This is a genomic window from Rubrivirga halophila (genome assembly GCF_046845755.1).
Taxonomy (GTDB): domain Bacteria; phylum Bacteroidota; class Rhodothermia; order Rhodothermales; family Rubricoccaceae; genus Rubrivirga.
On record NZ_CP177357.1, the window covers coordinates 3,666,001 to 3,691,566 of the forward strand.

General features: G+C 71.7%; 20 protein-coding genes. 9 read left to right on the forward strand and 11 right to left on the reverse strand.

Translation table 11 applies throughout. From position 1 onward, the window contains the following. Position 1 precedes the first annotated feature (1 nt). From ACLIRP_RS15970 to ACLIRP_RS15980, 3 genes are all read left to right on the forward strand, one after another. On the forward strand, positions 2 to 607 hold the full coding sequence (locus ACLIRP_RS15970) for a flavin reductase family protein (RefSeq protein ID WP_412061465.1): 606 nt from the start codon (positions 2 to 4) through the stop codon (positions 605 to 607). 108 nt (positions 608 to 715) lie between these two features. After that, a complete protein-coding gene (locus ACLIRP_RS15975) occupies positions 716 to 2,221 on the forward strand; it encodes a sensor histidine kinase (RefSeq protein WP_412061466.1) in 1,506 nt (501 codons plus the stop codon). A gap of 259 nt (positions 2,222 to 2,480) precedes the next feature. Then, positions 2,481 to 2,861 carry an endonuclease domain-containing protein gene (locus tag ACLIRP_RS15980; protein ID WP_412061467.1) on the forward strand — a complete coding sequence of 127 codons (381 nt, stop codon included), beginning with the start codon at positions 2,481 to 2,483 and terminating at the stop codon, positions 2,859 to 2,861. A gap of 234 nt (positions 2,862 to 3,095) precedes the next feature. On the opposite strand, the gene recG is transcribed toward ACLIRP_RS15980, so the two are convergent. Together recG and ACLIRP_RS15990 are read right to left on the reverse strand one after the other, a co-directional pair. Continuing rightward, the gene (gene recG / locus ACLIRP_RS15985) at positions 3,096 to 5,222 is read right to left on the reverse strand and encodes an ATP-dependent DNA helicase RecG (RefSeq protein WP_412061468.1); all 2,127 of its coding nucleotides are present in this window, start codon (positions 5,220 to 5,222) and stop codon (positions 3,096 to 3,098) included. A 36-nt stretch (positions 5,223 to 5,258) separates the two neighbouring features. Continuing rightward, a complete protein-coding gene (locus tag ACLIRP_RS15990; RefSeq protein WP_412061469.1) occupies positions 5,259 to 7,568 on the reverse strand; it encodes a PAS domain-containing protein in 2,310 nt (769 codons plus the stop codon). Positions 7,569 to 7,801: 233 nt separating this feature from the next. Here ACLIRP_RS15990 and ACLIRP_RS15995 point away from each other — a divergent pair, with 233 nt between their 5' ends. Both ACLIRP_RS15995 and ACLIRP_RS16000 read left to right on the forward strand, forming a co-directional pair. Then, a complete protein-coding gene (locus ACLIRP_RS15995; protein WP_412061470.1) occupies positions 7,802 to 8,242 on the forward strand; it encodes a hypothetical protein in 441 nt (146 codons plus the stop codon). Positions 8,243 to 8,307: 65 nt separating this feature from the next. After that, positions 8,308 to 9,174, forward strand: a complete 867-nt coding sequence (locus tag ACLIRP_RS16000; protein WP_412061471.1) for a CsgG/HfaB family protein — start codon at positions 8,308 to 8,310, stop codon at positions 9,172 to 9,174. A 179-nt stretch (positions 9,175 to 9,353) separates the two neighbouring features. Here ACLIRP_RS16000 and ACLIRP_RS16005 read toward each other — a convergent pair whose 3' ends face one another. Beyond that, entirely contained in the window at positions 9,354 to 10,178 is an 825-nt protein-coding gene (locus tag ACLIRP_RS16005; protein WP_412061472.1) for a LolA family protein, read from the reverse strand. Positions 10,179 to 10,379: 201 nt separating this feature from the next. Here ACLIRP_RS16005 and ACLIRP_RS16010 point away from each other — a divergent pair, with 201 nt between their 5' ends. Both ACLIRP_RS16010 and ACLIRP_RS16015 read left to right on the forward strand, forming a co-directional pair. Next, positions 10,380 to 10,625, forward strand: a complete 246-nt coding sequence (locus ACLIRP_RS16010; protein ID WP_412061473.1) for a hypothetical protein — start codon at positions 10,380 to 10,382, stop codon at positions 10,623 to 10,625. A gap of 18 nt (positions 10,626 to 10,643) precedes the next feature. Next, positions 10,644 to 10,997, forward strand: coding sequence for a hypothetical protein (locus tag ACLIRP_RS16015; RefSeq protein ID WP_412061474.1), 354 nt, complete (start codon positions 10,644 to 10,646; stop codon positions 10,995 to 10,997). 347 nt (positions 10,998 to 11,344) lie between these two features. On the opposite strand, the gene ACLIRP_RS16020 is transcribed toward ACLIRP_RS16015, so the two are convergent. Continuing rightward, positions 11,345 to 11,725 carry a PRC-barrel domain-containing protein gene (locus ACLIRP_RS16020; RefSeq protein WP_412061475.1) on the reverse strand — a complete coding sequence of 127 codons (381 nt, stop codon included), beginning with the start codon at positions 11,723 to 11,725 and terminating at the stop codon, positions 11,345 to 11,347. 164 nt (positions 11,726 to 11,889) lie between these two features. On the opposite strand from ACLIRP_RS16020, the gene ACLIRP_RS16025 reads away from it, so the two are divergent. Beyond that, positions 11,890 to 12,543 (forward strand): M23 family metallopeptidase, encoded by a 654-nt coding sequence (locus tag ACLIRP_RS16025; protein ID WP_412061476.1) that lies wholly within the window; start codon positions 11,890 to 11,892, stop codon positions 12,541 to 12,543. A 36-nt stretch (positions 12,544 to 12,579) separates the two neighbouring features. Here ACLIRP_RS16025 and ACLIRP_RS16030 read toward each other — a convergent pair whose 3' ends face one another. The 7 genes from ACLIRP_RS16030 to rnc all read right to left on the reverse strand — a co-directional run bounded on the left by ACLIRP_RS16030 (position 12,580) and on the right by rnc (position 23,991). After that, on the reverse strand, positions 12,580 to 15,105 hold the full coding sequence (locus tag ACLIRP_RS16030; protein WP_412061477.1) for a zinc-dependent metalloprotease: 2,526 nt from the start codon (positions 15,103 to 15,105) through the stop codon (positions 12,580 to 12,582). Positions 15,106 to 15,180: 75 nt separating this feature from the next. Further along, complete coding sequence (locus ACLIRP_RS16035; protein WP_412061478.1) at positions 15,181 to 15,810, reverse strand: hypothetical protein; 630 nt, start codon at positions 15,808 to 15,810, stop codon at positions 15,181 to 15,183. Between the two features lie 249 nt (positions 15,811 to 16,059). After that, a complete protein-coding gene (locus ACLIRP_RS16040) occupies positions 16,060 to 16,524 on the reverse strand; it encodes a PaaI family thioesterase (RefSeq protein WP_412061479.1) in 465 nt (154 codons plus the stop codon). Between the two features lie 4 nt (positions 16,525 to 16,528). Next, positions 16,529 to 18,553 carry a prolyl oligopeptidase family serine peptidase gene (locus tag ACLIRP_RS16045; RefSeq protein ID WP_412061480.1) on the reverse strand — a complete coding sequence of 675 codons (2,025 nt, stop codon included), beginning with the start codon at positions 18,551 to 18,553 and terminating at the stop codon, positions 16,529 to 16,531. 257 nt (positions 18,554 to 18,810) lie between these two features. Beyond that, positions 18,811 to 19,506, reverse strand: a complete 696-nt coding sequence (locus tag ACLIRP_RS16050; protein WP_412061481.1) for a hypothetical protein — start codon at positions 19,504 to 19,506, stop codon at positions 18,811 to 18,813. A 414-nt stretch (positions 19,507 to 19,920) separates the two neighbouring features. Further along, positions 19,921 to 22,764 carry an aminomethyl-transferring glycine dehydrogenase gene (gene gcvP / locus ACLIRP_RS16055; protein WP_412061482.1) on the reverse strand — a complete coding sequence of 948 codons (2,844 nt, stop codon included), beginning with the start codon at positions 22,762 to 22,764 and terminating at the stop codon, positions 19,921 to 19,923. Between the two features lie 402 nt (positions 22,765 to 23,166). After that, positions 23,167 to 23,991 carry a ribonuclease III gene (gene rnc / locus ACLIRP_RS16060; RefSeq protein WP_412061483.1) on the reverse strand — a complete coding sequence of 275 codons (825 nt, stop codon included), beginning with the start codon at positions 23,989 to 23,991 and terminating at the stop codon, positions 23,167 to 23,169. Between the two features lie 184 nt (positions 23,992 to 24,175). Here rnc and ACLIRP_RS16065 point away from each other — a divergent pair, with 184 nt between their 5' ends. Then, positions 24,176 to 25,537 carry an NAD-dependent succinate-semialdehyde dehydrogenase gene (locus ACLIRP_RS16065; protein WP_412061484.1) on the forward strand — a complete coding sequence of 454 codons (1,362 nt, stop codon included), beginning with the start codon at positions 24,176 to 24,178 and terminating at the stop codon, positions 25,535 to 25,537. Positions 25,538 to 25,566: the final 29 nt, after the last annotated feature.

Here is a 25,566-nt window from a genome sequence, read left to right on the forward strand (position 1 = left end):
CGTGGACCTCGCCCTCGACGCGCTCTCGCAGCGCGACCGCTACAAGCTGCTGACCGCGCTCGTCGTGCCCCGCCCGATTGCGTGGGTCACGACGCGCAACGCCGACGGCTCGGTCAACGCGGCGCCGTACAGCTTTTTCAACGTGATGGGCACGGCCCCGCCCGTCGTCGCCTTCGGGCCCGACGACGCCGGCCCGACGAAAGACACGCCGCGCAACCTCCGCCGCACGGGCCGCTTCGTGGTCAACCTGGTCGACGAGGCCGTGGCGCCGGCGATGCACGCCAGCTCGGCGCCGTACCCCCGCGACGTGTCCGAGGCGGACGCGCTCGGGCTCGCGCTCGCCGACATGGACTGGGGCGACGTGCCCCGCCTCGCCGACGCCCCGGCCGCGCTGGCGTGTCGCGAGCACGCGACGCACCTGATCGGCCAGACGCGCGTCGTGCTCGGCGTCGTCGAGGGGCTGTACGTCCGCGACGACCTGGTGGACGAGCGGTACCGGATCGACCAAGAGGCCCGCCGCGCCGTCGGCCGCCTGGGTGGCGGGCTGTACGCGACGACGGCATTCCTCGACCTCGGCCCCCGGCCGAGGCTGGACGACCCGGCCTAAACCGCCCCCCAGGGTCTGTGAGGGGGTGTGAAAAGTGCGGAGTGCCGGTCGGCGGCGTCGAACGGAAGGGGCTGCGGCCTACGTTGCTGGGGTCTTCAGGCGTCCCGCATGCGCACGTCGCCCGTTCATCCCCTCCACCTCCGGTTCCGCGAGCCGGCCACCGAGGCGGCCTTCGTAGCCGCCTACGAGGCGCGGTCGTGGCCCCTCGTCCGGGCAGCCCTCGTGCTCGGGCTCGTCCAGTACGCCGCGTTCGGGTGGCTGGACCAGTGGGTGGCGCCCGTCGCCTTCGAGACCGTCCGCGCGGTCCGCATCGCCGTGTGCGTCGTGATCGCGGTTGGGATCGTGGCGACGTACCGGCCCCGCCTGCGGCGCTGGCTCCGGCCGGCGGAGGCCGTGGCGATCGCCGGCGGGCTGGGCGTCGTCGCGATGGAGTGGGCGGTTCAGCACGCCGTCGAGGTCGCGGGGCTGCCGGCCCGGACGGGCGGGCTGCTGATCCTCGACGGGTACTACTACAGCGGGCTGATGCTGGTGCTCATCTATGTCCACGTCCTGCTCCGTCTCCGGTTCGTGACGGCGTCGGCGATCGGGGCCGGGTTGATCGCGCTGTACCTCGGCGTGGCCTCGATCCACACGCCCGGCCTCCAGCTCGTCAACGCGGCCCAGTTCCTGCTCTCGACCCAGCTCAGCGGGATGGTCGCCTCGTACGCGCTCGAGCGGTACGCGCGCTACGAGTTCGCGCACGCACGCCGCCTCGCCGAGAGCCACGCCACGCTGACGGCCGCGCTCGACGGCCTGACGGCGGCGCAGGACCGGCTCGTGCACGCCGAGAAGATGGCGTCGCTGGGCCGCGTCACGGCCGGCGTGGCGCACGAGATTCAGAACCCGCTCAACTTCGTCACCAACTTCGCCGCGCTCGCGGGCGAGGGCGTGGCCGACCTCCGCGCGGCGCTCGGGCCCGTCGGCCCGGACGTCGAGGAGGCGCTCGACGACATCGCGCTCGGCGTCGCGAAGGTGGCGGAGCATGGGGCCCGGGCGAGTGGTGTCGTCGCCAGCATGCTCGACCACAGCCGGCGCGGCCCGTCGACGCGGGCGGCCGTCGACCTCAACGCGCTCGTCGCCGAGCACGCCACGATCGCGTCACACGCCGCCGCCGCTCGCGACGCGCAGGCCGTCCCCGTCGCGCTCGACCTCGACCCCGCCGTCGGCACGGCCGTCGTCGCCCCGGCCGACCTCGGGCGCGTCGTGCTCAACCTGCTCGGCAACGCCTACCACGCCCTCGACCAGCAGGAGGCGCCGCCCGACGGCCCGCCCCTGTCGGTCACCACGCGCCGACGCGGCGAGACGGTCGACATCGCCGTGGCCGACCGGGGCGTCGGGATGTCGCCCGAGGTGGCCGCCCGGGCGACGGAGCCGTTCTTCACCACGAAGCCGACCGGCCAGGGGACGGGCCTGGGCCTGTCGCTGGCCTACGAGATCGTGACCGAGGGCCACGGCGGGGCGCTGGCGATCGAGTCGGTCGAGGGCGAGGGCACGACGGTCCGGCTGGCGCTCCCCGCGCCTGTCGCCCCCGCCGACGGTGCCGCCGCCGAGGTCGACGCCCTCGTCTCCGCCTAGCCGAGGCTCTGGTCGAGCCCCGCCGCGATGGCGCCTGGACCCCGGGGTTGTCCGTCAGCGATGTGTCAAACGTGCACCACCTGGAGAAGCCGGGCCACTGCGCCACCGTAGACGACGACCGTGCTCCGGCACGCCTCGTCCGGCTGTCCGGTCGCGCACATCGCCGCACTCTGGCCGAACATCCCCCACCCCTCCGGGGCACCCCTTAAAGGGGGACTTTCTGGCGTGGGCGGTTTATTTCACGTTCCCCTCTAGGCCGATGCCTCGCCGACGCATCCTCCCGTACGACCCGGCGCTGAAGCCGCTCGCGCGGCGTCTGCGGAAGGACGGTACGTTGGCGGAGGTCCTCTTGTGGCGTCACCTCCGAGGGAAGCAGGTGAGGGGCTACAGCTTCTACCGCCAGCGCCCCATCGACCGCTACATCGTCGATTTCTTCTGCCCGGAGTTGATGCTGGCCATCGAGGTGGACGGGAGCAGTCACGATCAGAAGGGGGCCGAGGACCTGGAGCGTCAACAGCGGCTCGAATCGTTGGGCGTCCACGTACTGCGCTTTGAGGACGGGGAGGTCCGGCACCGAATCGACGATGTGCTCATCGGAATCGATCGGTGGATCGAGCAAGCGGCGTCCGAGGCGGACTGACCCCGCCGATTACCACTCTTGAAGTCCCCCTTTGAAGGGGGAGGCGGAGCGGAGCGACGCAGGGGGATGTTTGGTCGGGCATGACGCCGCGCTTTGAGCGGACATCCCCCGCCCCTCCGTCGGGGCACCCCCTTCAAAGGGAGACGTTCTTGGTGTCGCACCGGTGCGTGGTGGGCGGAGGAGAGCGCACGCCGCGGGCTGGATGCACACCCATCACCCGTCATTCATCGCCCGCTAGCCGACGCGCGCGAAGCCGAGGCTGCGCGGCGCCGTCCGGCCAAAGTGCTCGCGCATGGCCGCCAGCTCCGGGGCCATCAGCGTCGAGTCGGCCTCGGCGATCGCGAAGGCGGCCTCGCGGGCCTCGGACAGGATCTCGGCGTCGCGGACCACGTCGGCGATCTTGAGGTCCGGCAGGCCCGACTGGCGCGTCCCGAAAAAGTCGCCGGCGCCGCGCAGACGGAGGTCGATCTCCGAGATCTCGAAGCCGTCGGTCGTGTCGGCCATCGCCTGCAAGCGCTCCTCTGCGTCGGCGGTCCGCTTGTAGCTCGCCATCAGGAAGCAGTAGCTCTGGTCGGCGCCGCGCCCGACGCGGCCGCGGAGCTGGTGGAGCTGGCTGAGGCCGAACCGCTCGGCGTGCTCGATCACCATGACCGTCGCGTTGGGCACGTCGACGCCGACCTCGATGACGGTCGTGGCGACCAGCACGTCCGTCTCGCCGCGCTTAAAGCGGTCCATCGCCTCCTCCTTCTCGTACGACAGCATCCGCCCGTGGACGAGGTCCACGCGGTAGGGGCGGATGGCGTCCGCCAGTTCGGCCGCGCCGGTCTCGGCGTCCTTCACGTCCGCCAGCGTCTCGCTCTCGGACTCCTCAACGAGGGGGAACACCACGTACGCCTGGCGCCCCTCGCGGAGCTGCTCCTTGACGAACGCCAGCATCTCCTCGCGCCGTTTTTCCGAGTAGACGCGCGTGTCGATGGGCTTGCGGCCCGCCGGCAGCTCGTCGATGGCCGACACGTCGAGGTCGCCGTAGACCGTCATCGCGAGCGAGCGCGGGATGGGCGTCGCCGTCATCATCAGCACGTGCGGGCGCTGGCCCTTCGAGAACATCTTGGCCCGCTGGACGACGCCGAACCGGTGCTGCTCGTCGACGACCGCGAGCCCGAGGTTCTGAAAGGCCACCTTGTCCTCGATGATCGCGTGCGTGCCGACCACGACGTGCGCCGTGCCGTCCGCGATCTCGCCCAGGATCTCCTCGCGGAGCTTTTTGCGCTGCCCGCCGATCAGCAGGTGGGTCTTGAGGCCGAGCGGCTCCAGAAAGCGGCGGATCGTCGAGTAGTGCTGCTCGGTCAGGATCTCGGTCGGCGCCATGAAGGAGGCCTGGTAGCCCGCGTCGATCGCCATCAGCATGGCCGCGACGCCGACGACGGTTTTGCCCGAGCCCACGTCGCCCTGGACGAGCCGGTTCATCTGGCGCCCGCTCGCGGTGTCCCGGGCGACCGTCTCGAGCACGCGGGCCTGGGCGCCCGTCAGCTCAAAGGGCAGGACCTCGTCGAGGAACGCGCGCGCGTTGTGGCCGATGCCGTCGAGCATGACGCCTGGGCGGCGCTCCTGGCGCCCCTTCGTCAGCGCGAGCAGGAGCTGGAGGAAAAAGAACTCCTCGAAGACCAGCCGGCGGACGGCGCGGCCCCGCTCGGCCGCGTCCTTGGGGAAGTGGACGGCCCGGAGCGCCACGTTGCCGGGGATCAGGTCGTACCGCTCGCGGACCGACGTGGGCAGGACTTCGGGGATCGCCAGCCCGTGCGCCTTGATGAGCCCGTAGATCAGCTTGCGGAACGTCCGGCTGTTGAGGCCCACCTTTTCGAGCGCCGCGCCGCCTGGATAGAGCGGCACGATCCGGCCCGTCGTCAGCGCCGCCGAGGCATCGTCGAGCTTGTCGGACTCGGGGTGGGCCATCGAAAACTGGGACCCGTACTTCTCGACCTTGCCGTGGAAGGCGAACGTGTCGCCCTTGCGGTAGAGCCGGTGGATCCAGTTGGCGCCGCGGAACCAGACGCACTTGAGGGTCCCGCCCGAGTCGTCGGTGACGCGGAGCTCGAAGCGGTTGCGCCCGCCCCTCCCCGGGATCATGCCGGTCGCCGTCACGACGCCGACGACGGTCACGGCGCCGGGCTCGGTGATCTGGCGGATGGGCGTGACGGTGCTCCGGTCGAGGTAGCGGCGCGGGTAGTAGCGCAAGAGGTCGCGGAACGTCCGGACACCCGCCTTGCGCAAGGGCTCGGCGCGGCGCGCGCCCACGCCGGGGAGCTCTTCGATGTCGGTGTCGAGGACGGAGGCGTCCGTCGCGAGGTCGGTCTCGGCCATGCCCCAAGCTAAAAGCGCCCGGTGACGGCCGGCGCGTCACACGGCGGCGGGCAGCCGGACGGTGAACGTGCTCCCCACGCCGAGCTCACTCGTGGCCGCCACGGTGCCTCCGAGCATTTCGGAGAGTCGCTTGGTGATCGCCAGCCCCAGCCCGTTCCCCTCGTGCAGGCGGGCGTGGCCCTCGGACTCCTGGCGGAACTCGTCGAACAGGAGGGGCAAGAACGTCTCGGAGATGCCCTGGCCGGTGTCGGTCACGTCCAGCACGACGTCGTCGGCGTCGGCGCGGAGGGCGACGGTCACGGACCCGGCCTCGGTAAACTTGACGGCGTTGCCCAGGAGGTTCGTCAGGATGCGGCCCAGCGCCCCCTCGTCGCTCTGGAGCACGACCGGGGCCTCCGGGAGGGCGACCTCGACCGCGAGCCCTTTGGCCTCGGCCTGGGGCCGGAGCAGCGCCGCCGTGTCGGCGACGACCGTGCGGACGTCGACGGGCCGGAGCACGACCTCATGACGACCGGCCTCCATCTGGGCGAGGTCGAGAACCGACGTCAACGTGTGGAGCAGGCGCCGCCCGCCGCGGCCGATGAGCTGGGCGAACGTCTCGTCGTCGCCGTCGTGCTCAGCGGCCTCCTCCGCGAGGATGTCGGCGAACCCGATGATACTGGTGAGCGGGGTCCGGATCTCGTGGCTGAGGTTCGCGAGCATCGCGCTCTTCATGCGGGCGGCCTCCTCGGCCTCGGTGCGCCCGCGCTGGGCGTCGGCCATGGCCGCCACCAGGGCGAGCTCGTGGGCGCCGGCGGCCTCGGCCGCCTGGCGGGCCTCCTCGACGTCGGTGCACGTCCCCACCCAGCCCAGGAACGCGTCGTCGTCGGAGACGGGGATGGCCCGAATGGCGAACCGGTGATAGGGCCCGCCCGCGCTCCGGACGCGGTACTCGATCTCGTGCGGGCTCCGGGCCGCGATCGCCTCCCGCCACGCCTCGATGACGCCGGGCAGATCGTCCGGGTGAACGGCGTCGGTCCAGCCCCACCCCGCGATCTCCTCGGCCGTCTGGCCGGTAAAGTCGGCCCACGCGGCGCTGAGCTCGGTGGCGTCGCCGTCGGCGTTGGCCATCCAGACCACCTGCGTGGTGGCCTCGACGAACGACCGGAAGCGGAGCTCGCTCTCGCGGAGGGCCCGGCCCGTGGCCACCCGGTCGGTCACGTCGCGCACGACGGCCTGGACCTCGTCGTCGCCGACGGGCACGATTCGAGCTTCGAAGTGGCGGAGCTGACCGTCCCCCGGCACCAGATCGTACTCGACGCACTGGAGGTCCCCGGTGTCGAGGGCCTGGCCGACGGCCGCCAGGAGCGTGACCGCCAGGTCCGGAGGCAGTGAGGCCGCCATGGTCCACCCGATGAGCTGGTGCGGCTCGTAGACCAGGAGCGCGGGGTCCGGCGCCTTGACGTCGAGGTAGCGGCCGTCGCGCGAGAGGCGCAGGAACAGGTCGGGCAGCGCCTCGATCAGGCCGCGGTGCCGGGCCTCGCTCTGGCGGAGGGCCGCCTCGCTCGCGAGCCGGGCTGTGAGGTTCCGGCCCGTCACGCAGACGCCGACGACGGCGCCGGCGCTGTCGTGCACGCGGGCGCACACCAGCTCGTGGGGGACGGGGCCGTCGGGCGTCTGCATCGCGGCGGTCAGCGAGCAGCGCCCGCCCGACAGCGCGTCTTGCACGGCCGTCCGGACGCGGACGGCGTCGCTGGCCGTGAAGAGGGCGTCGACGGCGAGCCCGTCGAGATCCTCGGCCGGCCGGCCGGCCACGGCCGCGAAGGCGTCGTTCCACTGCCGCAGGTGGCCGTCGAGGCCGACGACCACGAACAGGTCCTCGAGCGCGTTCATGGCGGCGGCGGTCAGGGCCTGGGCGTCGGCGCGGGCGCGCGACTCGTCGGCCAGCCGGGCCTGGGCCTCGCGGTAGGCGATGGAGTCGGCGAGCACCTCGCCCAACTCGGCGAGGGTGGAGAGGTCGTCGTCGGTCCACGTCCGGGGCAGGGTGTCGATGGCGCACAGCGCGCCCAGCGCCTCGCCGTCCGCGCTCCAGAGCGGGACGCCGAGGTAGGCCTGGCCCGGATGCGCCCGGTCGCTGGGCCGGTCGGTGTCGACCACGAGCGGGCGGCCCGTGGCGGCGACGTGCTGGCACGGCGAGTCGTCGAGCCAGGTCTCGCGCGCGGCGTCGAGCGCCTCCGGGACGCCCGCCGCCCCCTTGTACACCTGCCACCCCGGCTCGATGAGGGTGACGAGGGCCGTCGGCGCCTTCAGCAGCCGGGTCGCGAGCTCGCACGTGCGGTCGCACGTCGCGTCGCGCGTGGGTGTCATCAGGCCCGCCCGGCTCAGCGCCGCGAGGCGCCCCGGCTCCCCGATCGCCGCGAGGTCGCCGGACAGAGCAGAGCGGGGGGAGGAAGCGAGCGCTGACACCATGGACCGGCAAGAGGACGAGTGCATGGGTGATCGGGTGTCAGAGCGCATTGTTTAGGGCACCACCCAGGCGTCCCTTTGCGCGATTGGGGGGCGGACCCCGGAAACCCCAACGCGTCTTCGGGTTCTACCGAATGCCCCTCCCGAACATCGTCGTGCGCCGCCTCACCCGTCTCGCCGCTCTGGCCCTGGTCCTCGCCGGCTGTGCCCCCACCGCGCCCGTCGCCGACCGCCCCCCGCCGGGCGCCCCCGCCAGCCCGCTCGTGGGGCGCTGGGACATGGCCGCCGTCTACGACCGGGGCGCCGACGTGACCGCCGAGGCGAACCCGGCCGGCGACCGGTACATCGAGATCCGCGCCGACGGCACGTTCGAGAGCGGTGGCCAGCCCTATGGCCTCAACACGGGCCGCTGGACCTACGCGCCCCGGACCCGGACCCTCGCCCTCGACTCCGACCTCGGGCCCGACGACGACAGCGCCTGGGTCGTGACGCTGCGCGACGACGTCATGGAGTGGGACGGCGCCGGCTCGGCCTTCGCCCGCCGCTTCCGCATCACCGCCGTCCGTGCGGACTGAGGCGCCAGAACGGTGACCCCCACGAGTGCCGGACGACGTAGGGATAGAGGCTGCCCCTTGCCCCCATGTCGACGACCCCGCCCTCGAGGCGCTCGCTCTGCCTCGCCCTCCTTGCGGCCGTCCTGGCGGCCGGGTGCGGCTCCATCGACTCGGCCCGGTCGCTGGTCGGGGGCCCCCAGATGTCGGCGGCGGACCTGCCCGAGGCGTTCGACGCGAACCTCGCCGTGCTCGCCTTCGAGAACCACACCGGCGACCCGCGCTACGACCCGCTCGGCCGCGGCCTGGCCAGCATGATGACGAGCGACCTCGCTGCCGTCCCCACGCTCCGGCTGGTCGAGCGCGAGCGCTTGCAGGCGCTGGTCGACGAGCTCGGCCTCCAGCAGACCGACGCCTTCGACCCCGAGACGGCGCTCCAGGTCGGGCGGTTTATCGGAGCCGACCACGTCGTGGTCGGGTCGATCGTGGCCATCCACCCCGAGATCCGGCTCGACACGCGCGTAGTCGAGGTCGAGACGTCCGAGGTGGTGCAGACGGCGAGCGTGGCGGGGCGCGAGGACCGGCTGTTCGACCTGCAGCGCGACCTCGCGGCCTCCCTCATCGACGGCATCGACGTGGTGATGACGGCCGAGGCGCGGGTTGCGCTGGCGGAGCGCCAGCAGGCCAACCGAATCGACGACGTGGAGACGGCGCTCTCGTTCTCGAACGCGCTCGCCCTGTTCGATCAGGGGGAATTCGCGCAGGCGGCGACGCAGCTGTTCGAGGTCCAGCAGCGGGCGCCGTCGTCGCAGCTCGTCTCGGTCGCGCTGGGGCTGGCGCGCGACCACGGCCAGCGGGCGCTCACCGAGGAGGCGGGGCGGCAGGCGCGGACGCGGATCGACGGGTGGCTCCGGGGCCGGCTCAACAACGACGACGAGGATGACGGCAACCGCTGAGCCAGCTCAGCGGGTTTGGGGAGCTCCCTGCACCTGTGGAACCGTCATTTCGAGCTTGTCGAGGGATCTCAAACGAGCGACTGAGTGCGCGCCAGAGATCCCTCGACAAGCTGGCTCCGCCGACCTTCGGTTCGGGATGACGCTGTAGAGAGCTTCTCAATCGAACAAAAGGCCCCTGCTCAGCGCGCGCCGCTTGCGGCGGCGCCCTCGGCCCAGCGGCGTGGGTCGAACAGGACGGGGGCGAGGGCGGGGTCGGCCACCATCTCGGCGTACGTCTCCCAGAACACGATCTCGCCGTCGACGCGGACCGTGACGAAGGGTGCGATCCAGCCGCCGCCGAGGCGCTGGTAGTTCTCGAACCGGACGTCCTGCACGGCGTCGCCCTGCTGCTCGACGAGCCGGACGAAGAGCAGCCGCTCGCGCTCGATCCAGACCTCGCCGCTCGCGGGCGTCCCGAGCACGTACATCGCGCGGCCGTCGAACGTGTCGGTGCGGAAGGCGTCGACATCGACGCCCTCGGCCGCCGCGATGCGGAGCGTCTCCGCCGGGTCCTGCACGGCGGCGTCGAAGCCCCACAGCAGGAGCGCGTTGCGCGACGGTCGCGCGGCCGCCAGCTCGCCATCGGCGTAGACGTAGGTCGTGTCGCCGACGAAGAGCACGTCGGTCCCCGCCAGCGGATCGTCCATCTCGACGCGCAGGCGCCCCGGCAGGGCCAGCCACTCGCGCCACGTCTCGACGGAGATGGTGCCGTCGGGCTGGCGGCGGCTCGTGCGCTGGGTGAACGTCAGCGTGCGGTACCACGAGCCCGCGTGGCGGGCGTGGATGGCGGCCACCAGCGTCGCCGCGTCGACGGCGGGGTCGGCGCGCATCGGCCCGGCGAAGACGGGCCCGGCCACCTCGGGCGTCTCGGGGGCGGCCTCGACGGTCGCCGGACGCGACGGTGCGCAGCCGACGGCGAGCGCGAGCAGCGCGACGGAGAGGGCGCGCGCAAGCGGGCTACCCACGCCTGCGAGAGGTCGAATGCGGCGGCGGAGAGGGGCGGGAACGGGCACGGGCAGGGCATCCAGGGGAACAGATGGTAACGCACGTGTTCCGTCCTGACCGGCTGGTCGGGCGATCGGGGCACCCGAGGGGGGCCGCCGGGCGGTATCGACCGGTTGGCACGCGACTTGAAGAAGGCCGCGTCAAGCCCACCCCCCGCCGTTATGACGCACGCCGTCACCGCCCACCCCTCCGCTCTCACCGCCCTCCTCGCGGCCTACGTCACCGGCGCCGTCGGCGAGGCCGCGATGGCCGGGTTCGACGACCTGTTCTTCGAGACCAACGCCTCGGCCGCCGAGCGGCTCGCGTTCGCCCGGTTCTACCTCGACGCGCTCGAGGCCGGCGAGGACGCCGACGCGTTCCCGACGGCCGCCGAGGTCCCCGGCATCCTGGGCGCGATCCGGGCGTAAGCCGCGGGCCCCGCGCCCGTGCCTGTGTCCTGTCCCGACCACCTGCCGTCCACCCCGGACGGCCGCTACTTCGTCCACGGCGGACGCCTGTGGCGCTGCTCGAACCCCGCCCTCTCCGACGACGACCGCCAGCGACTGGTGGACGACTTGATGGACGCCCGCCGCGATGTGGGTACGGCGACGCGAGCCAACGATGAAGCCGCCGAGCGCGACGCTCGCGCCCGCGTCCACGCCGCCAAGGTCGCCCTCGGGGAGCGCGGCCCGACGTGGTGGGACGGCGACGAGGACGTTAACCGGAAGGCGCCGAAGAACACGCCCTACGCCGAGTGGTGGGCCGGGCTGAGCGATGCCGAGCGCGCGCCGGGCGAGTAGCGGGATTCGGCAAGCGGGAGGGAGGGATGGGCAGAGCTCCCCGACCGTTTCTATGGAACCCGCAAGCCCTTCGAGGAGACCCGTCACCGCAAGCGGGGCGGACGCTCGGGACCCTCACCGGGCCTCCCCCGAGGGGGAAGGGGACGCCGTAGATGGGCTCGCGCAAGTGGCTCGCGGTGATCTCTGGCCAGTCCTCCCCTCCCAAACGGGAGGGGCTGGGGGAGGGAGATCGGCACCGCGCCTGCCGGGAAGCCTGCGCCGCATCCCTCGCGCACAAAAAAAGGCCCCCCGGTGCCGACGCCGGGAGGCCGTTGCGTCCGTCTATAGGACGCGACTGCGTGCGCCGCTTAGTTGGCGACGACGGGGTCGTTCACGCGCGACCGGAGGTACACGTCGCGCTGACCGTAGTAGTCGTAGACGCCCTCGGTGAACGAGGCGTCGGCCGTGCTGGGCCAGTCGGTCTTGTCGAAGCCGGGCGCCCCTCCGAGGCGCTCCTTGGTCACGTCGAGCACGAAGCGCTCGTTGCTGCGGTCGACGGTGAAGGCCTGGAGGGGGACGGCGAAGTACTTGTCGCCGATGCCGAGGAAGCCCCCGAAGTCGAGGACGGCGTATTCGATGCGGTTGCTGTCGAGGTCGATCATCAGGTCCTTGACGTCGCCGAGGGTCTCGCCCTGGGGGTTGACGACCGTCGTGTTCTGGATCGAGCTGGTCGAGAGGAGCGTATTCATTGTAGAGTGGGGTAATGGGAGATATAGAAGAGGGCAGTCTTGCCGCTCGATGTGTTGTATGCGGATTATCGTGTCGTGTTTTCAAGCGAGGATGAACTCCCGGGTCGCCGAGACTTGACCCCGGCCCGGGGCGGCCGATACTGCGGGTCTCTGCCCCCGTCGCCATGCGCTTTTCGACCCTCGCCCTCGTCGTCTCCGCCCTCACGCTGTCGGCGTGCGCCACCTCCGGGTCGGGTCCCAACGGCTGGGCCGGTGGCCGCCGTGCCGCCGACCGCCCCGCGCGAGCGCCGGAGCGCGTCGCCGAGCGCCCGCCGGTCCGCCTCCCCGCCCCGACCGCCGCCGACCACACGCCGGTCGACGTGGGCGACCGCCGCCCGGAGACGGCGTCCGGGCTGGTCATCCCCGTCGTGGGGATCGGGGGCGACGACCTGCGCGACACGTTCCACGCGCCCCGCTCCGGCGGCCGCGTCCACAACGCCATCGACATCGCGGCCCCGCGCGGGACGCCCCTGGTGGCCGTCACCGACGGGACGATCCGCCGCAAGCACTGGAACCGGCTCGGCGGCCACACGCTCTACCTCCGCTCCGCCGACGGCCGCACCGACTTCTACTACGCCCACCTCGACACGTACGAGGACGGCATCGAGGTCGGCACGAGCGTGCGTCGGGGCGACGTGCTGGGCACGGTCGGCTCGACGGGGAATGCGCAGGGCCCGCACCTCCACTTCCAGGTGCTCGACGTGCGCGGCGACGGCCGGGGCACGCCGGTCAACCCGTACGGTCTCTTGCGCACGGCCGAACTCGCACTAGCGGACTGACCCGCCGGCGGCACGCGCCGCCAGCAGGGGATCCACTCAGTCGGTGTCGAGGGCGCGCTCGATGAGGAACAGCAGGTGGTCGCGGTGGGCGAGCGTCTCGACATTGCCGGTGCGCCGCGCGCGCGCCATCGCCTCGACCCGGCGGAGCTGCGCCAGCACCTGGCTCTTGGCGACCGCGTCGTAGGCGTTGTTCTCGTCGGCGAGCATCGTCGCCAGCTGCGTCACGTACGCGATCTGGACGTTCTGCCGGAACGTGTTGACGTCGCCGCGCGCGTCCGCGTCGAAGAGGGCCGCCGTGAGGTCGGCCATCATGTCGGCCAGCGAGTACTCGTTGCCGTAGAGGCGGGCATCGGTGATCCGCTCGACCGTGTTGGGGTGGACGAGGTGCGCCAGCACGCCGCGCTGGAGGCCGAGCGCACGCGCGTGGATGCGCGGGTCTTCGGGCGCGCTGAAGAACCCGAACCCGCGCCGCTGGCGCGCGAGGTAGGCGTAGACGTCCTCGGCACCGTCGAAGGCGTCCGGCGCGAACAGGCCGCGCGCCATCAGCGCCATCGCCCGGCGCTGCTCGGCGGCCGGGACCGGCGTGAACGGCTGGGTGGCGCCGGGCTGCCCGGCCATCGCGCGGTCGACGTAGACGCCGCCGACGTAGCGGCTGGCGACGGCCATCTGGGTCCCGATCTCGCCCGTCAGGATGAAGTAGGCCTGGAGGAGGTCCTGGTAGCTCTCGCCGGGCTCGTCGTAGCGCTCGCGGAGCCCGTCGAACGTGGCCTCGACCAGGTCGAGCCGGCGCTCGGCGTACAGGAGTGCGTCGCTCGACATGTCGCCGATGTTGACGCGCGGGTCGATGGCCTTGCCCGGCGAGCGCATGTCGTCGGCGTCGTTGCCGAAGGCCAGGGCCGGCTCGGTCGACCGCGCCAGCAGGGCGGCGCGCTCGGCGTCGCTGAGGTCGCCGTAGGCGAACGTGATGGCCCACACGTCGTACGGGCCGGGCCGCGTCGTGTAGTAGGCGCCCTGGCTCTCGCCCGGTGCGGCCACGTTGACGGCCGGGTAGTCCATCACCGAGCCCGTCAGGCCGCGCGCCATGGTCAGGTCCCAGTCGGTCGTCTGCTCGAAGGTGAGCATCTGGCTCGACTTCATGTTGTGGTTGAGCCCGAGCGTGTGGCCGATCTCGTGGAGCACGAGGTAGTAGAGCCCCTGCTCGACGAGCGTCTCGCCATCGCGCTCGGAATGGCCGAGGGCGCGCAACGTCGCCGTGCCGAGCAGCATCTGGCCCTGCATCCGCATCCCGAGCGCGCACAGCGCGTCAGTCTCGCCTTCCGCGTGATCGGCGGCGTCGAGGTACGTCCCGGCCGTCTCGAACAGCTCGGCGTACGTCATCCGGTTGCGGATGAAGGTGTACTCCAGCATCACATCCGCGCCCAGGATCTGGCCCGTCCGCGGGTTGACGAACGACGGGCCGTAGCCGCCGAACGGCGGGGTCGGCGAGGACGTCCAGCGGAGCACGTTGTAGCGCATGTCGCCGGCGTCCCAGTCGGCGTCGTCGGGCTGGACGCGGACCTCGACGGCGCCGTCGAGCCCGGCGGCGGCGAACGCCTCGTTCCAGCGGAGCGCCGCGTCGCGGATCGTGTCGCGGTACTCGACCGGCGTCGTGTTCTCGATCCACCACACGAGCGGCTCGGCGGCGCGTCCGTCGGCGTGCTCGAAATGCCAGCGGTGGACGAGGTCGCGGTACGGCGTGACGCTCATCGAGGTCAGGTCCGTCACCTGGGTCGTGAAGTAGCCCACGCGCGGGTCGTCGATGAGCGCCGCGTACCCGTTGTCGGGCATCGCGATGAGGCTGTGCTGGACGGTCACCGTGACGGCGCGGGCGTCGGTCACCGCCGCGCCGCCGCCGTTCAGCGGCGTCGGGTTGTCGTAGACGTAGCGGACGACGGCGTCGGTGTTCTCGGGGTAGTTGCGGATCTCGACGAGCGCCGTCTTCTCTTTCGACAGATTCCCGAGGCGGAACGCGAGCGGCGACTGGCCGGGCCGCGCGACCGGCTTGATGGCCGCCAGCGCCTCGGTCAGAAACAGCCCGTCGGCCTTGATCAAGACCGTCCCGTCCTCCTCGGCGACGACGTCCTCGACCGCCAGCACGGCCGGGCTGATGTTGGCCTGCGCCGCGCGCGAGACCGCGTTGTCGTCGTCGAAGGCGAACGACGTGTTCTCGGCCACGAACTCGACCTTGTCGAACCGCCGCCGGATCGTGAACACGGCGTTGTCGCGGAACTGGCCCCGGAAGTGGCCCCCGACGGGCACGCCGTCGACCACGTGGCTGAAGTAGATAAAGTCGCGGTCGAACTGGTCCGGCGCGATCGCCAGCATGATCGAGCCCTTGGTCGAGTCCTGGTAGACCGTGAACAGGCCCTCCATGGCGGTGCTGGAGGCGACGGCCTTGTCGAACTTGGAGCTGTCGGACGCCGCCTCGGCGGTGTCGGTGGCGGGCGTGGCCACTCGGGCGCCGGTCGAGCAGCCGACGACGACGAGGGCGGAAGCGAGGAGGGCGAGGAGCGAACGGGTCATGGGCCGGGGAATGGGATCGGCCCGAGAATAGCGCGCCGGCCGCTCCGGGGCCGGGCTAAAATCTTAGCACCTGTGCTATGGGCTCATCGGCGCCCCTTCCGACGCGCGCGCCAGCGCCTCGAACGGCGTGCCCGAGGCGTCCGACATCCAGGCCACGGCAGCCGGCGCGAGGTCGTCGACGCGGGCGTCGTGCGAGGCCCGGTAGAACGTGTCGCCGCCGTCGGTCAGGATCGCATACGCCGCGCCGGTCTCGGCGTCGACCAGGAGCCACAGCGAGCGCGGGTCGTCCTCGACGGCCCCGTTCGCGGGGAACGCGAGCGCGAACGCCGCGCCCGCGAAGTCGACGGGCGTGATCTCGAACGTGGGTTCGGTGGCGAGCTGCGCCAGCCGGTCCATCAGCCCGGGCTCGACTTCGAACGCCTCTTCGATCTGGGGCCGGACCGACGGCTGGAGCACGAACTGCGACCCGTCGTCGCGCACGGCCGGGTGGCCGATCCAGCCGCGCAGGGCCTCGTACGGTGTCCGGTCGGCGGCGCTCGCGTCGGGGAGGGGCGTCTCCGGCTCGTCCGGGGCGGGCGTGTCGGCCACCGTCGCGACGGGCGCCATGGCCATCGCGGGCGCCCCTCGCAAGGTGTCGGCCGTGTCGTCGGGCGCGTCGCCGCAGGCGGCGACAAGGAGAGCGAGCGGCAGGAAGCGTCGGAGCACGTCGGTGGGGGCGCGTGGACCGCAAGCCTACGGCATCGGCCGCGCCCCGTCGGCGTCCACGCCAAGAGCGGGCATTCCGGCGCCCCAGGCCCCTTCCTAGTCGGTCGAGAGCCTGACCGCCACGCCTGGGCGCCGTCCCCTCGGGCCGCAGAGCGGCTCCTCGGTCCTGGCTCGCGCGGTCCTGCACGTCCCCGTTCGTGGCTGGCGCGATTCTCTAACAGGCCTCAGGATGAGGGGCCCGACGCCGCGCTAGCCGTCCGGGCCGGTCTCGGTCTCGCGCGGCGCCAGCGCGATCATCGTCGCCTGCATCGCCGCGATCACCGGGCGTTCGTCGCCCCGCTCGGCGCGGACCTCGGCCGCGCACACCGTCAGCGTCCGCCCCGGCCGGAGTACGCGCCCCACGGCCACGAACCGGTCGCCAGCGGCGGGCGCCAGCAGGTTCACCTTGAACTCGACCGAGAGGACGTCGTGGCCCGGCGCCATCAGCGAGAGCGCCGCGTACCCGCACGCGCTGTCGGCGATGGCCGTCGTCGCGGCGGCGTGGAGGTACCCGTGCTGCTGGGTGAGGTCGGCGCGGAACGGGAGCGCGATGGCCACCTCGCCGGGCCGGACGGCCACCAGCTCGGCCCCCAGCGTCTGCATCATCCGCTGCCGGGCGAAGCTGGCGCGGACGCGGGCCTCGAAGCCGGGGTCGCGCGGCTCGAATGTCGGCATGGCGCTACGCGTCCTCCTCTCCCCGGTACTGCTCGAACCACGCCAGGATGTAGGCCACCTTGGCCGCCAGCTGGCTCGGCCGGTTCGCGATGTTGTGCGAGGCGCCGGGGATCTCGATGTAGGCCGTCTCCACGCCGCGCAGGCGGAGCGCGTGGTACAGCTGCCGCGCCTCCGAGGGCGGCGTCCGCCGGTCGTCGGTCCCGACCATCACCATCGTCGGCGTCTCGATCTGGGCGACGACCGAGATCGGCGAGTCCTGCCAGTACGCCATCGGGTTCTCCCACGGCTGGCCGGGGTAGCGGTAGTCGGCGTACCCGTAGTAGTTGTCGGCCACCAACGTCTTCGAGATCCAGTTGACGACCGGCTTGATGACCGCCGCCGCCCGGAAGCGGTCCGAGTTGCCGACCATCCAGGCCGTCATCGTGCCGCCCGCGCTCCCGCCGGTCACGTACAGCGAGTCCGGGTGGACCGCGCCCGTCGCGAGGACGGCGTCGACGCCCGCCATGATGTCGCCAAAGTCGCCGCCGGGGTAGTCGTGGTAGAGCAAGTCCGCGAAGGCCTCGCCGTAGCCCGTGCTGCCGCGCGGGTTGGGCGTAAAGACCACGTAGTCGGCCGCGGCGTAGAGCTGGACCTCGGCCGAGAACTGCGGCCCGTACGCCGCGATCGGGCCGCCGTGGTTCTCGACCAGGAGCGGATACCGGCGCCCCGGCTCGGCGTTCGGGGGCCGTGTGATCCACCCCTGGATCTCGAGCCCATCCGCGCTCTGCCACGTGATCTCCTCGGTCGCGCCCAGCTGGCGGTGCGCCAGCACGTCGCCGTTGAGGTCGGTCAGCACGCGCGTCTCGCCGTCTATAACCACCGCCACGTCTGAGGGCCGGTCCGCCGTCCCGTGCGTGAACGCGACCGTCCCGTCGTCGGCGACGGAGTACGCCCCGCTCGTGTACGGCCGGCTGATCGCCAGCCCGCCGAGCGCGTCGGTGATCTCGCGCACGTCGCCGTCGAGCCCGACCCACATCAGGCGCGTCGCGCCCCGGTCGAGGGTCGTCGCGTAGAGCCCGTCGCCGTCCGCGTCCCAGGTGATGTCGCCCAGGCTCCGGTCCAGGTTGCCCGCCAGCACGCGCGTCGCCCCGGTACGGAGGTCGCGGACGGAGAGGCGCGTGTTCTGGAACGTCCGCACGCGGTCGTCGAAGCCGAGGTACGCCACGTGCCGGCCGTCCGGCGACACGGCGGGGCTCCGGTCCGGCCCGTCGCGGCTCGTCAGCGTCACGACCGTCGTGTCCGCCAGCCCCACGCGGTGCAGCTCCGACGCGCGGAAGTCGCGCTCCCAGTCGGCGGTCCGGTTCGCCGAGAACACGAGCCCGCTGCCGTCCGGCAGCCAGTCAAAGTCGGCGCCGTGCTGGTAGTCGCCCGTCGTGACCTGGCGGGGCGTCCCGCCGTCGGCGGGCACCACGAACAGGTGCCGGTGGCCCGGCTCGATGTCGCCCGAGCCGTCGGCCTCGTGGCGGACGCGCGTGATGATGCGCGGCGCGTCCGCCCACTCAGCGCCCTTCGGCTTCGCCGGCATTGTGACGGTGAACGTCGGGTCCTTCTCGGGGACGAGCATCGAGAACGCCAGCATCGTCCCGTCGGGCGACCACGCCAGCCCGGCCGGCGAGCGGTCGAGCTGGGTCAGCCGCGCCGTCTGGCCGGTGTCCTGCCACCGCACGTAGAGCTCCGCGCCCTCGTCCGTCGACGCCACGTACGCGACGCGGTCCCCGCTCGGCGACCAGCGCGGCGAGCCCTCGCCGCCCTCGCCAACGGTCAGCTTGCGGTGGCCCGTCCCGTCTGTGCCCACGATCCACAGCGACCGCCGGCGCTTGTCCGTCATCCGGTCCATCCCGGTGCGTGCGTAGACCACGTGCTCGCCGTCCGGACTGATCTGCGGGTCCTCGGCCCACTCCAGCGCGAACACGTCGTCGACGGTGAACGGCGCCTGCGCGAGCGCGGCCGGGGCGGCGAGGAAGACGAGGGCGGCGAGCAGGGGCCTCATGTGCGGAGTCATCAGCAGGGTGGGGAGAGCAGTCCGCACGAGGATAAACCCGCTCCCCACTCGCGCCAGCCCCTCCTACGACGTACCCTCTCCCCCCGAAAAGCGGACGGGTAAGGAATCGCTCTCACCACCACCCGCCGTCATTCCCGCGAACGCGGGAAACCAGGGTCCGGGGCCATTCTCTCAAGTCGACTCCGACCCTCCGACGCCGAGGACGCGCCCGCTTGCGAACTCCTCGATGCCAGCCGCTACACGCCTTACTGGCGCCCGAGGAACCGAGCGAGCCGCTGGCTATTCGTCCAGAATGGGGTGATGTCCCTGACCTGATTGGGGAAGCGGTTTTGCCCAACCGAAGTAGCGAACAGCGCCGTCTCTACCAAGGCGTCCTCCATCACGCCTGTGTCCTCGATGTTCTCGCCGACTAGATGGCGGTGGTTGCCGCTAGCCAGGAAATCATGTCGCCACAGGGCTCGCACAAACACCGGGAACGTGGACAGTACCTGATGGAGGGCGCACAAGATGTTGACAGCGGTGTGGAGTGTCGCCAGTTCGTGCTCCTCCACCCTATTGTGCTTCAACTTGTTGTGGGCCAGCCACCAATCGAGCCCTGAGTAGTTACCAGTCTTCTCGCTAGTCCATCCACGAAACGGAGCGAGCAGGCGCGGCGGGTATTGGTAGATCAGAGATCTGAGTTCGGCGAGGCTGAACATGGGCTCGTAGTGCGATGCAAAGTCGCCAATTCCCAACTGCCTTCCGTCTGGCCTCGTCCCCGTGTACTCCTCACGGAATACGGTGTCGATAATGCTCCCCGCTTCTACGATGACCGGAGCGAGGAGGGGGAGGTGGGCAGATCGGTTCTCTTCAGAGAATGGGACGAAGTGCAAGATCTCCAGCAAGCGCCGTTCAAGTTCTCCATACCAGAGAATCACATGCTCCGCTCCTGAGTCGGTCATTTCGTATTGCCTAGTAGTCAAGTACAGGACAGCCGAGCGACAACTCTGGCAGACCCGCTAGCCGGGCCTTCCACTAATCACGAGCCCGGCGGCCACCCCCACGATACCCGCCCCCTGCTGGCGCCTGCCAAAATAAATCTCGCGACAGAGGTTATGTAATCCCCTGCTCGCGGGTCCATAGGGGCAGACCCGCCCCACCGGCCCCATCCCGCCCCACCGGCCCCATGTCGTCGACCCCGCTCGCGGGGCCCCGCGCCCCCCGGCCGCCCACCGCTCGAACCCGTCGACCCCACCTTCGTCGCCGAGTACGCCCAGGCCCGCCAGATCCCCGGCGACTGACCCCGCCCCGGCGCCGAGGCGGGCCCAGCGGTCGGAGACGCGCGGTCTGCCGTCCGTCGTCCGCGGTCCTCGCCCCTACACGTAGTCCTCCATCGGCGGGCAGGAGCAGACCAGGTTGCGGTCCCCGAAGGCGTTGTCCACGCGCGAGGTGGCCGGCCAGAACTTGGCCTCGCGCGTCCACGGCGCCGGGTACGCCGCCTGCTGGCGGGAGTACGGGTGCTCCCAGTCATCGGAGGTGACCTCGGCCGCCGTGTGGGGCGCCATCTTGAGCACGTTGTCGGCCGCGTCCGCCGTCCCCAGCTCGACCTCCTGGATCTCCGTCCGGATCGCGATCATCGCGTCGCAGAACCGGTCCAGCTCCTCTTTCGACTCGCTCTCCGTCGGCTCCACCATCAGCGTGCCCGCGACGGGCCACGACATGGTCGGCGCGTGGAAGCCGTAGTCGATCAGGCGCTTGGCGATGTCCTCGGCCCCGATGCCCGCCTTCTGGAACGGCCGCACGTCCAGGATGAACTCGTGCGCGACGCGCCCGCCCGGCCCCCGGTACAGCACGTCGTAGTGGCCCTCCAGCCGCTTCGCCATGTAGTTGGCGTTCAGGATCGCCAATTGACTCGCCTTCCGGAGCCCCTCGGCGCCCATCATGGCGATGTAGGCCCACGAGATCAGCAGCACGAGCGAGCTCCCCGTCGGGCCCGCCGCGACGGGCCCGATCGCCTGGTCGCCGCCGGACGGCGCGAGCGGGTGGCCCGGCAGGAACGGCGCCAGCCGCTCGACGACGCCGATCGGCCCCATCCCCGGCCCGCCGCCGCCGTGCGGAATCGCGAACGTCTTGTGCAGGTTGAGGTGGCACACGTCCATCCCGAAGTCGCCCGGCCGGCACAGCCCGACCATCGCGTTCATGTTGGCCCCGTCCATGTAGACCAGCCCGCCGTGCTCGTGGACGACGTCGGCGATCTCCTGAATGGTCCGCTCGAAGACGCCGTGCGTGCTCGGGTACGTGATCATCAGCGCCGCCAGCCGGTCGGCGTGCTGTTCGGCCTTGGCGCGCAGGTCAGCCATGTCGACTTCGCCCGCCTCGGTCACCTTGACCGCGACCACGTCCATGCCCGCCATCACCGCCGAGGCGGGGTTGGTGCCGTGCGCCGAGGTCGGGATCAGGCAGACCGTCCGCTGGTCGTCGCCGCGCGACAGGTGGTAGGCGCGGATCGTCAGCAGCCCGGCGTACTCGCCCTGGGCGCCCGAGTTGGGCTGGAGCGAGACGGCGTCGAAGCCGGTGATCTCCGCCAGCCACTCCTCGAGCGTGTCCACGATCTCCTCGTAGCCCTCCGTCTGGTCCTCGGGCGCGAACGGGTGGATGGCCGCGAAGCCGGGGAACGTGACCGGCATCATCTCGGCCGTCGCGTTGAGCTTCATCGTGCACGACCCCAGCGGGATCATGCTGTGGACCAGCGACAGGTCGCGGTTCTCGAGCCGCTTGAGGTAGCGGAGCATCTCGTGCTCGGTCCGGTGCCGCTCGAACGTCGGGTGCGTGAGAAAGTCCGTCGTGCGCGCCAGCGGGCCGGTATAGCCCGCGTCGTCGGCCTCAGGCAGCATCGTCCCGCTGAACGCGTCGACGAGGTCGGCGAGGTCGAGGTCCGTGACGGTCTCGTCGAGCGCGACGCCGACCGACCCGTCGTCGTAGCGGCGCAGGTTGATGTCGAACTGATCGCTGGCGACCGCCGCCGCGTCGAGCCCGTCCGCCGTGTCGACGCGGATCGTGTCGAAGAACGCGTCGTGGCGGACCGTGTGGCCCGCGGCCTCCAGCGCCTGCGCCAGCCGCCGCGTCTGGCCGTGGACGTACTCGGCGATGGCGCGGATGCCCTCCGGGCCGTGGTAGACCGCGTAGAAGCCCGCGATGTTGGCGAGGAGCACCTGCGCCGTGCAGATGTTCGAGGTCGCCTTTTCGCGGCGGATGTGCTGCTCGCGCGTCTGGAGCGCCATCCGCAGCGCCGTGTCGCCGAGGCGGTCCTGGCTGACGCCGATGATGCGGCCGGGGATCTTGCGGGCGAAGCTGTCGGTCGTGGCGAAGAACGCCGCGTGCGGGCCGCCGAAGCCCATCGGCACGCCAAAGCGCTGTGACGAGCCCAGCGCCACGTCCGCGCCCCAGCCGCCCGGCGCCTCGATGAGCGCGAGCGCCAGCAGGTCGGTCGCCACGGCGAGGTAGCCGCCCGCCGCGTGCACGGCCTCGGCCACACCCGCGTAATCCACGATCTCGCCGTCGGTCGTCGGGTACTGGACGAGCGCGCCGATCGTGTCGTCGCCGAAGTCGGCGCTCGCGACATCCGTCACCACGACCTCGATGCCGATCGGCTCGGCGCGCGTCTGGACGACGGCGATCGTCTGCGGGTGGCACCGCGCGTCGACCACGAACGTCGCCCGCTTGCCGCGGTGCGCGCCCGAGAACATGGCCATCGCCTCGGCCGCCGCCGTGCCCTCGTCGAGCAGGCTGGCGTTCGCGACCGGCAGGCCGGTCAGGTCGGAGACGGCCGTCTGAAAGTTGAGGAGCGCCTCCAGCCGCCCCTGGGCGATCTCGGCCTGGTACGGGGTGTACTGCGTGTACCAGCCCGGATTCTCGAGCACGTTGCGCTGGATGACCGGCGGCAGGATCGTGCCGTGGTAGCCGAGCCCGATGTAGCTCCGCGCGGTCTGGTTGAGCTCCGCGAGCGCCGTCAGCTCGTCGAGCAGCTCGCGCTCCGACATCGGGTCGGGCAGGTCGAGCAGGCCCTCGAACTGGATGGTGTCGGGGACGGCCTGGGCGCTGAGCGCGTCGAGTGAGTCGAGCCCGAGCGCGTCGAGCATCGCGGCTTGCTCGGCGGCCGACGAGCCGAGGTGGCGGTCGACGAAGCGGTCGGGGTGGGCGGCGGTCACGAGCGTCTCCATCGGGCCGGGGCGGGTGAGGGCGGCAAGTAACGAGTCGGCGATGCGCAGTGCTCCCCCTCACGCCGTCTTCGCCAGCGGCGGCAGGAGGCGGATTCCGTCGACCGACCGGCCATGCTCGGCAAACCCCCCGTCCGCGCGGCGCTCCGAACGCAAGGCTGGAGCCAGCATCGGGGCCTGGTTGCCCGAATAGCACGACGCCACGCGGACTGTCCCCCTTGACAAGGGGGACAGCTTGGACGCGCAACGCGAGTCTACCCGGAATGCGCTCCGCTCGCGCGTCCGAGCGGGGGGTCTACCGAGCGAGAGCTGTACCCATTGCCTTGGGCCCTGTGCGGCCCGACTTGTACGTCCCAGGCGCCGACCGCCCCAGCGACGGCCGCTTGCCTCCCGACCCCTGCCCTCTTACGCCTGCGCCGTCTCGCGCTGGCGGAGCGCCAGCAGCGCCTCGCGCGCGGCGGCCTGCTCGGCGGCCTTCTTGGAGCGGTCGACGCCCGTCCCCAGCGCCTCGCCCTGCACCATCGCCGCGACCGTGAACTGGCGCTCGTGGCTCGGGCCCTCCTCCGAGATCACGTCGTACGTCGGCTGCTCGAGCCCCAGCCCCTGGACGTATTCCAAGAGACGGCTCTTGTGGTTGCTGCGGTCGGCGGCCGCCTCCTCCAGCGTCACGCACTGCGCCAGCACCGCCATCACAAAGCGGCGCGCGGCGCCGTACCCGAGGTCGAGGTAGACGGCGCCGACGATGGCCTCGAAGGCGTCGGCCAGGATCGTGGCGTTGCCGCGCCCGTCCGAGCCCTCCATGTTCTCGCTCATCAGGATCAGCGGCGCCAGCCCGATGGCCTCGGCGTACCCCGCCAGCGCCTTCCCGTTGACGAGCGTCGCCCGCGTCCGCGTCAGCAGCCCCTCGTTGCGGTCGGGAAAGCGGCGGAACGTGGCCTCGGCGACGACGGCCCCGAGCACGGCGTCGCCCAAAAACTCCAGCCGCTCGTTCGACTCCGTCCCGTCGGTCGTCAGCCCGCGAAAGAGGGAGCGGTGCCGGAGCGCGTGCTCGTACAGGTCGAGGTCGCCGATGGGCATCCCGACGATGGCCTCGATGGCCGCGCGCGAGACGCCCCGGTCCGTCACCTCGTCGACTGCGCGATGGGCGGGACTGTCGGTCGGCGCCCGGAACGTGCCGAGCCACGACCGCACCAGGCGGGCGCTCCGACGAAGGGTTCCAGACGAGGCCATGACTGCGAGGGTGAGCCTGGGGAATCTCCGGCCTGGCGCGCGGCATGGCAACCGGCCCGCCCGGGTTTTCACGCTGGAGTGAAGATCGGGCCCGCCAGACGGTCGCCACAGGCGACTGGAACGCGGGCTCGGAGGAACCCCGACCCGCTCCGCTCGCTCAACGTCCACGCCCTCTCCCCTTCCGATGCCCACAACTGTCAACCCGGCCACCGAGGCCGAGATCGCTCGCTACGAGACCTTGGGCGACGATGCCCTCGACGCCGCCCTCGACCGCGCCGCCGACGCCTTCGAGACCCACCGCCGGGTCTCGTTCGACGACCGCGCCGCCGCCATGCGCCGGCTGGCAGATCTCCTGGAGGAGCAGAAAGGCGACCTCGGCCGCCTGATGACGACCGAGATGGGCAAGCCCCTTGAGCAAGCGGTCGCCGAAGCCGAAAAGTGCGCCTGGGTCTGCCGCTACTACGCTGAGCACGCCCAGGCCTACCTCGCCGACGAGCCACGCGAGACGGAGGCCACCCGGAGCTTCGTGGCCTACGAGCCGCTCGGGCCGGTGCTGGCGGTGATGCCGTGGAACTACCCCTTCTGGCAGGCCTTTCGCTTTGCCGCGCCGACCGTCATGGCCGGCGGCGTCGGCCTGCTCAAGCACGCCACGAGCGTGTTGGGCTGCGGCGACCGGATGGCCGAGCTGTTTGCGGAGGCAGGCTTCGGCCCAGGCGTCTTTCAGCACCTCATCATCGACCACGACCAGACCGCCGCCGTCATCGCCGACGCCCGCGTCCGCGCCGTCACGCTGACGGGCAGCGAGGGCGCCGGGCGCATCATCGGGAAGCAGGCCGGCGAGGCGCTCAAGCCGTGCGTGCTCGAACTCGGCGGGACCGACGCCTTCATCGTGCTCGCGGACGCCGACCTCGACGCGGCCGTCGAGACGGGCGTGACGGCGCGGACGCAGAACAACGGGCAGAGCTGCATCGCGGCCAAGCGGTTCATCCTCGAGGCGCCCATCGCCCAAGCCTTCACCGAGCGCTTTACGCGCCGCATGGCCGCCCTCACCGTCGGCGACCCGGTGGCCGCGAGCACCGACATCGGACCGCTGGCGCGAAAGGACCTGCGCGAGGACATCCAGGACCAGGTCGACCGCGCGGTCGCCGACGGCGCCGAGGTCTTGACCGGCGGCGCCATCCCCGACGGGACCGGCTACTACTACCCGCCGACCGTGCTCGCGGGCGTGACCGAGGGCACGGTCGCCTTCGACGAGGAGATCTTCGGGCCGGTCGCCTCGCTGATCGTGGCGGACGACGCCGACGACGCGGCCCGGCTGGCGAACGCGACGCGCTTCGGGCTCGGCGGCAGCGTCTGGACGGCGGACACCGAGCGGGGCGAGCGGCTGGCGCGCGCGGTCCGCTCGGGCGCCGTGTTCGTCAACGAGATGACGAAGAGCCACCCGAACCTGCCGTTCGGCGGGATCGGCGCCTCCGGCCACGGCCGCGAGCTGGCGCGCCACGGGATCCGCGCGTTCGTCAACGCCAAGACGATCTGGGTAGACTGAGCACGGCCCGCACTATCGCCCGTGGTCCA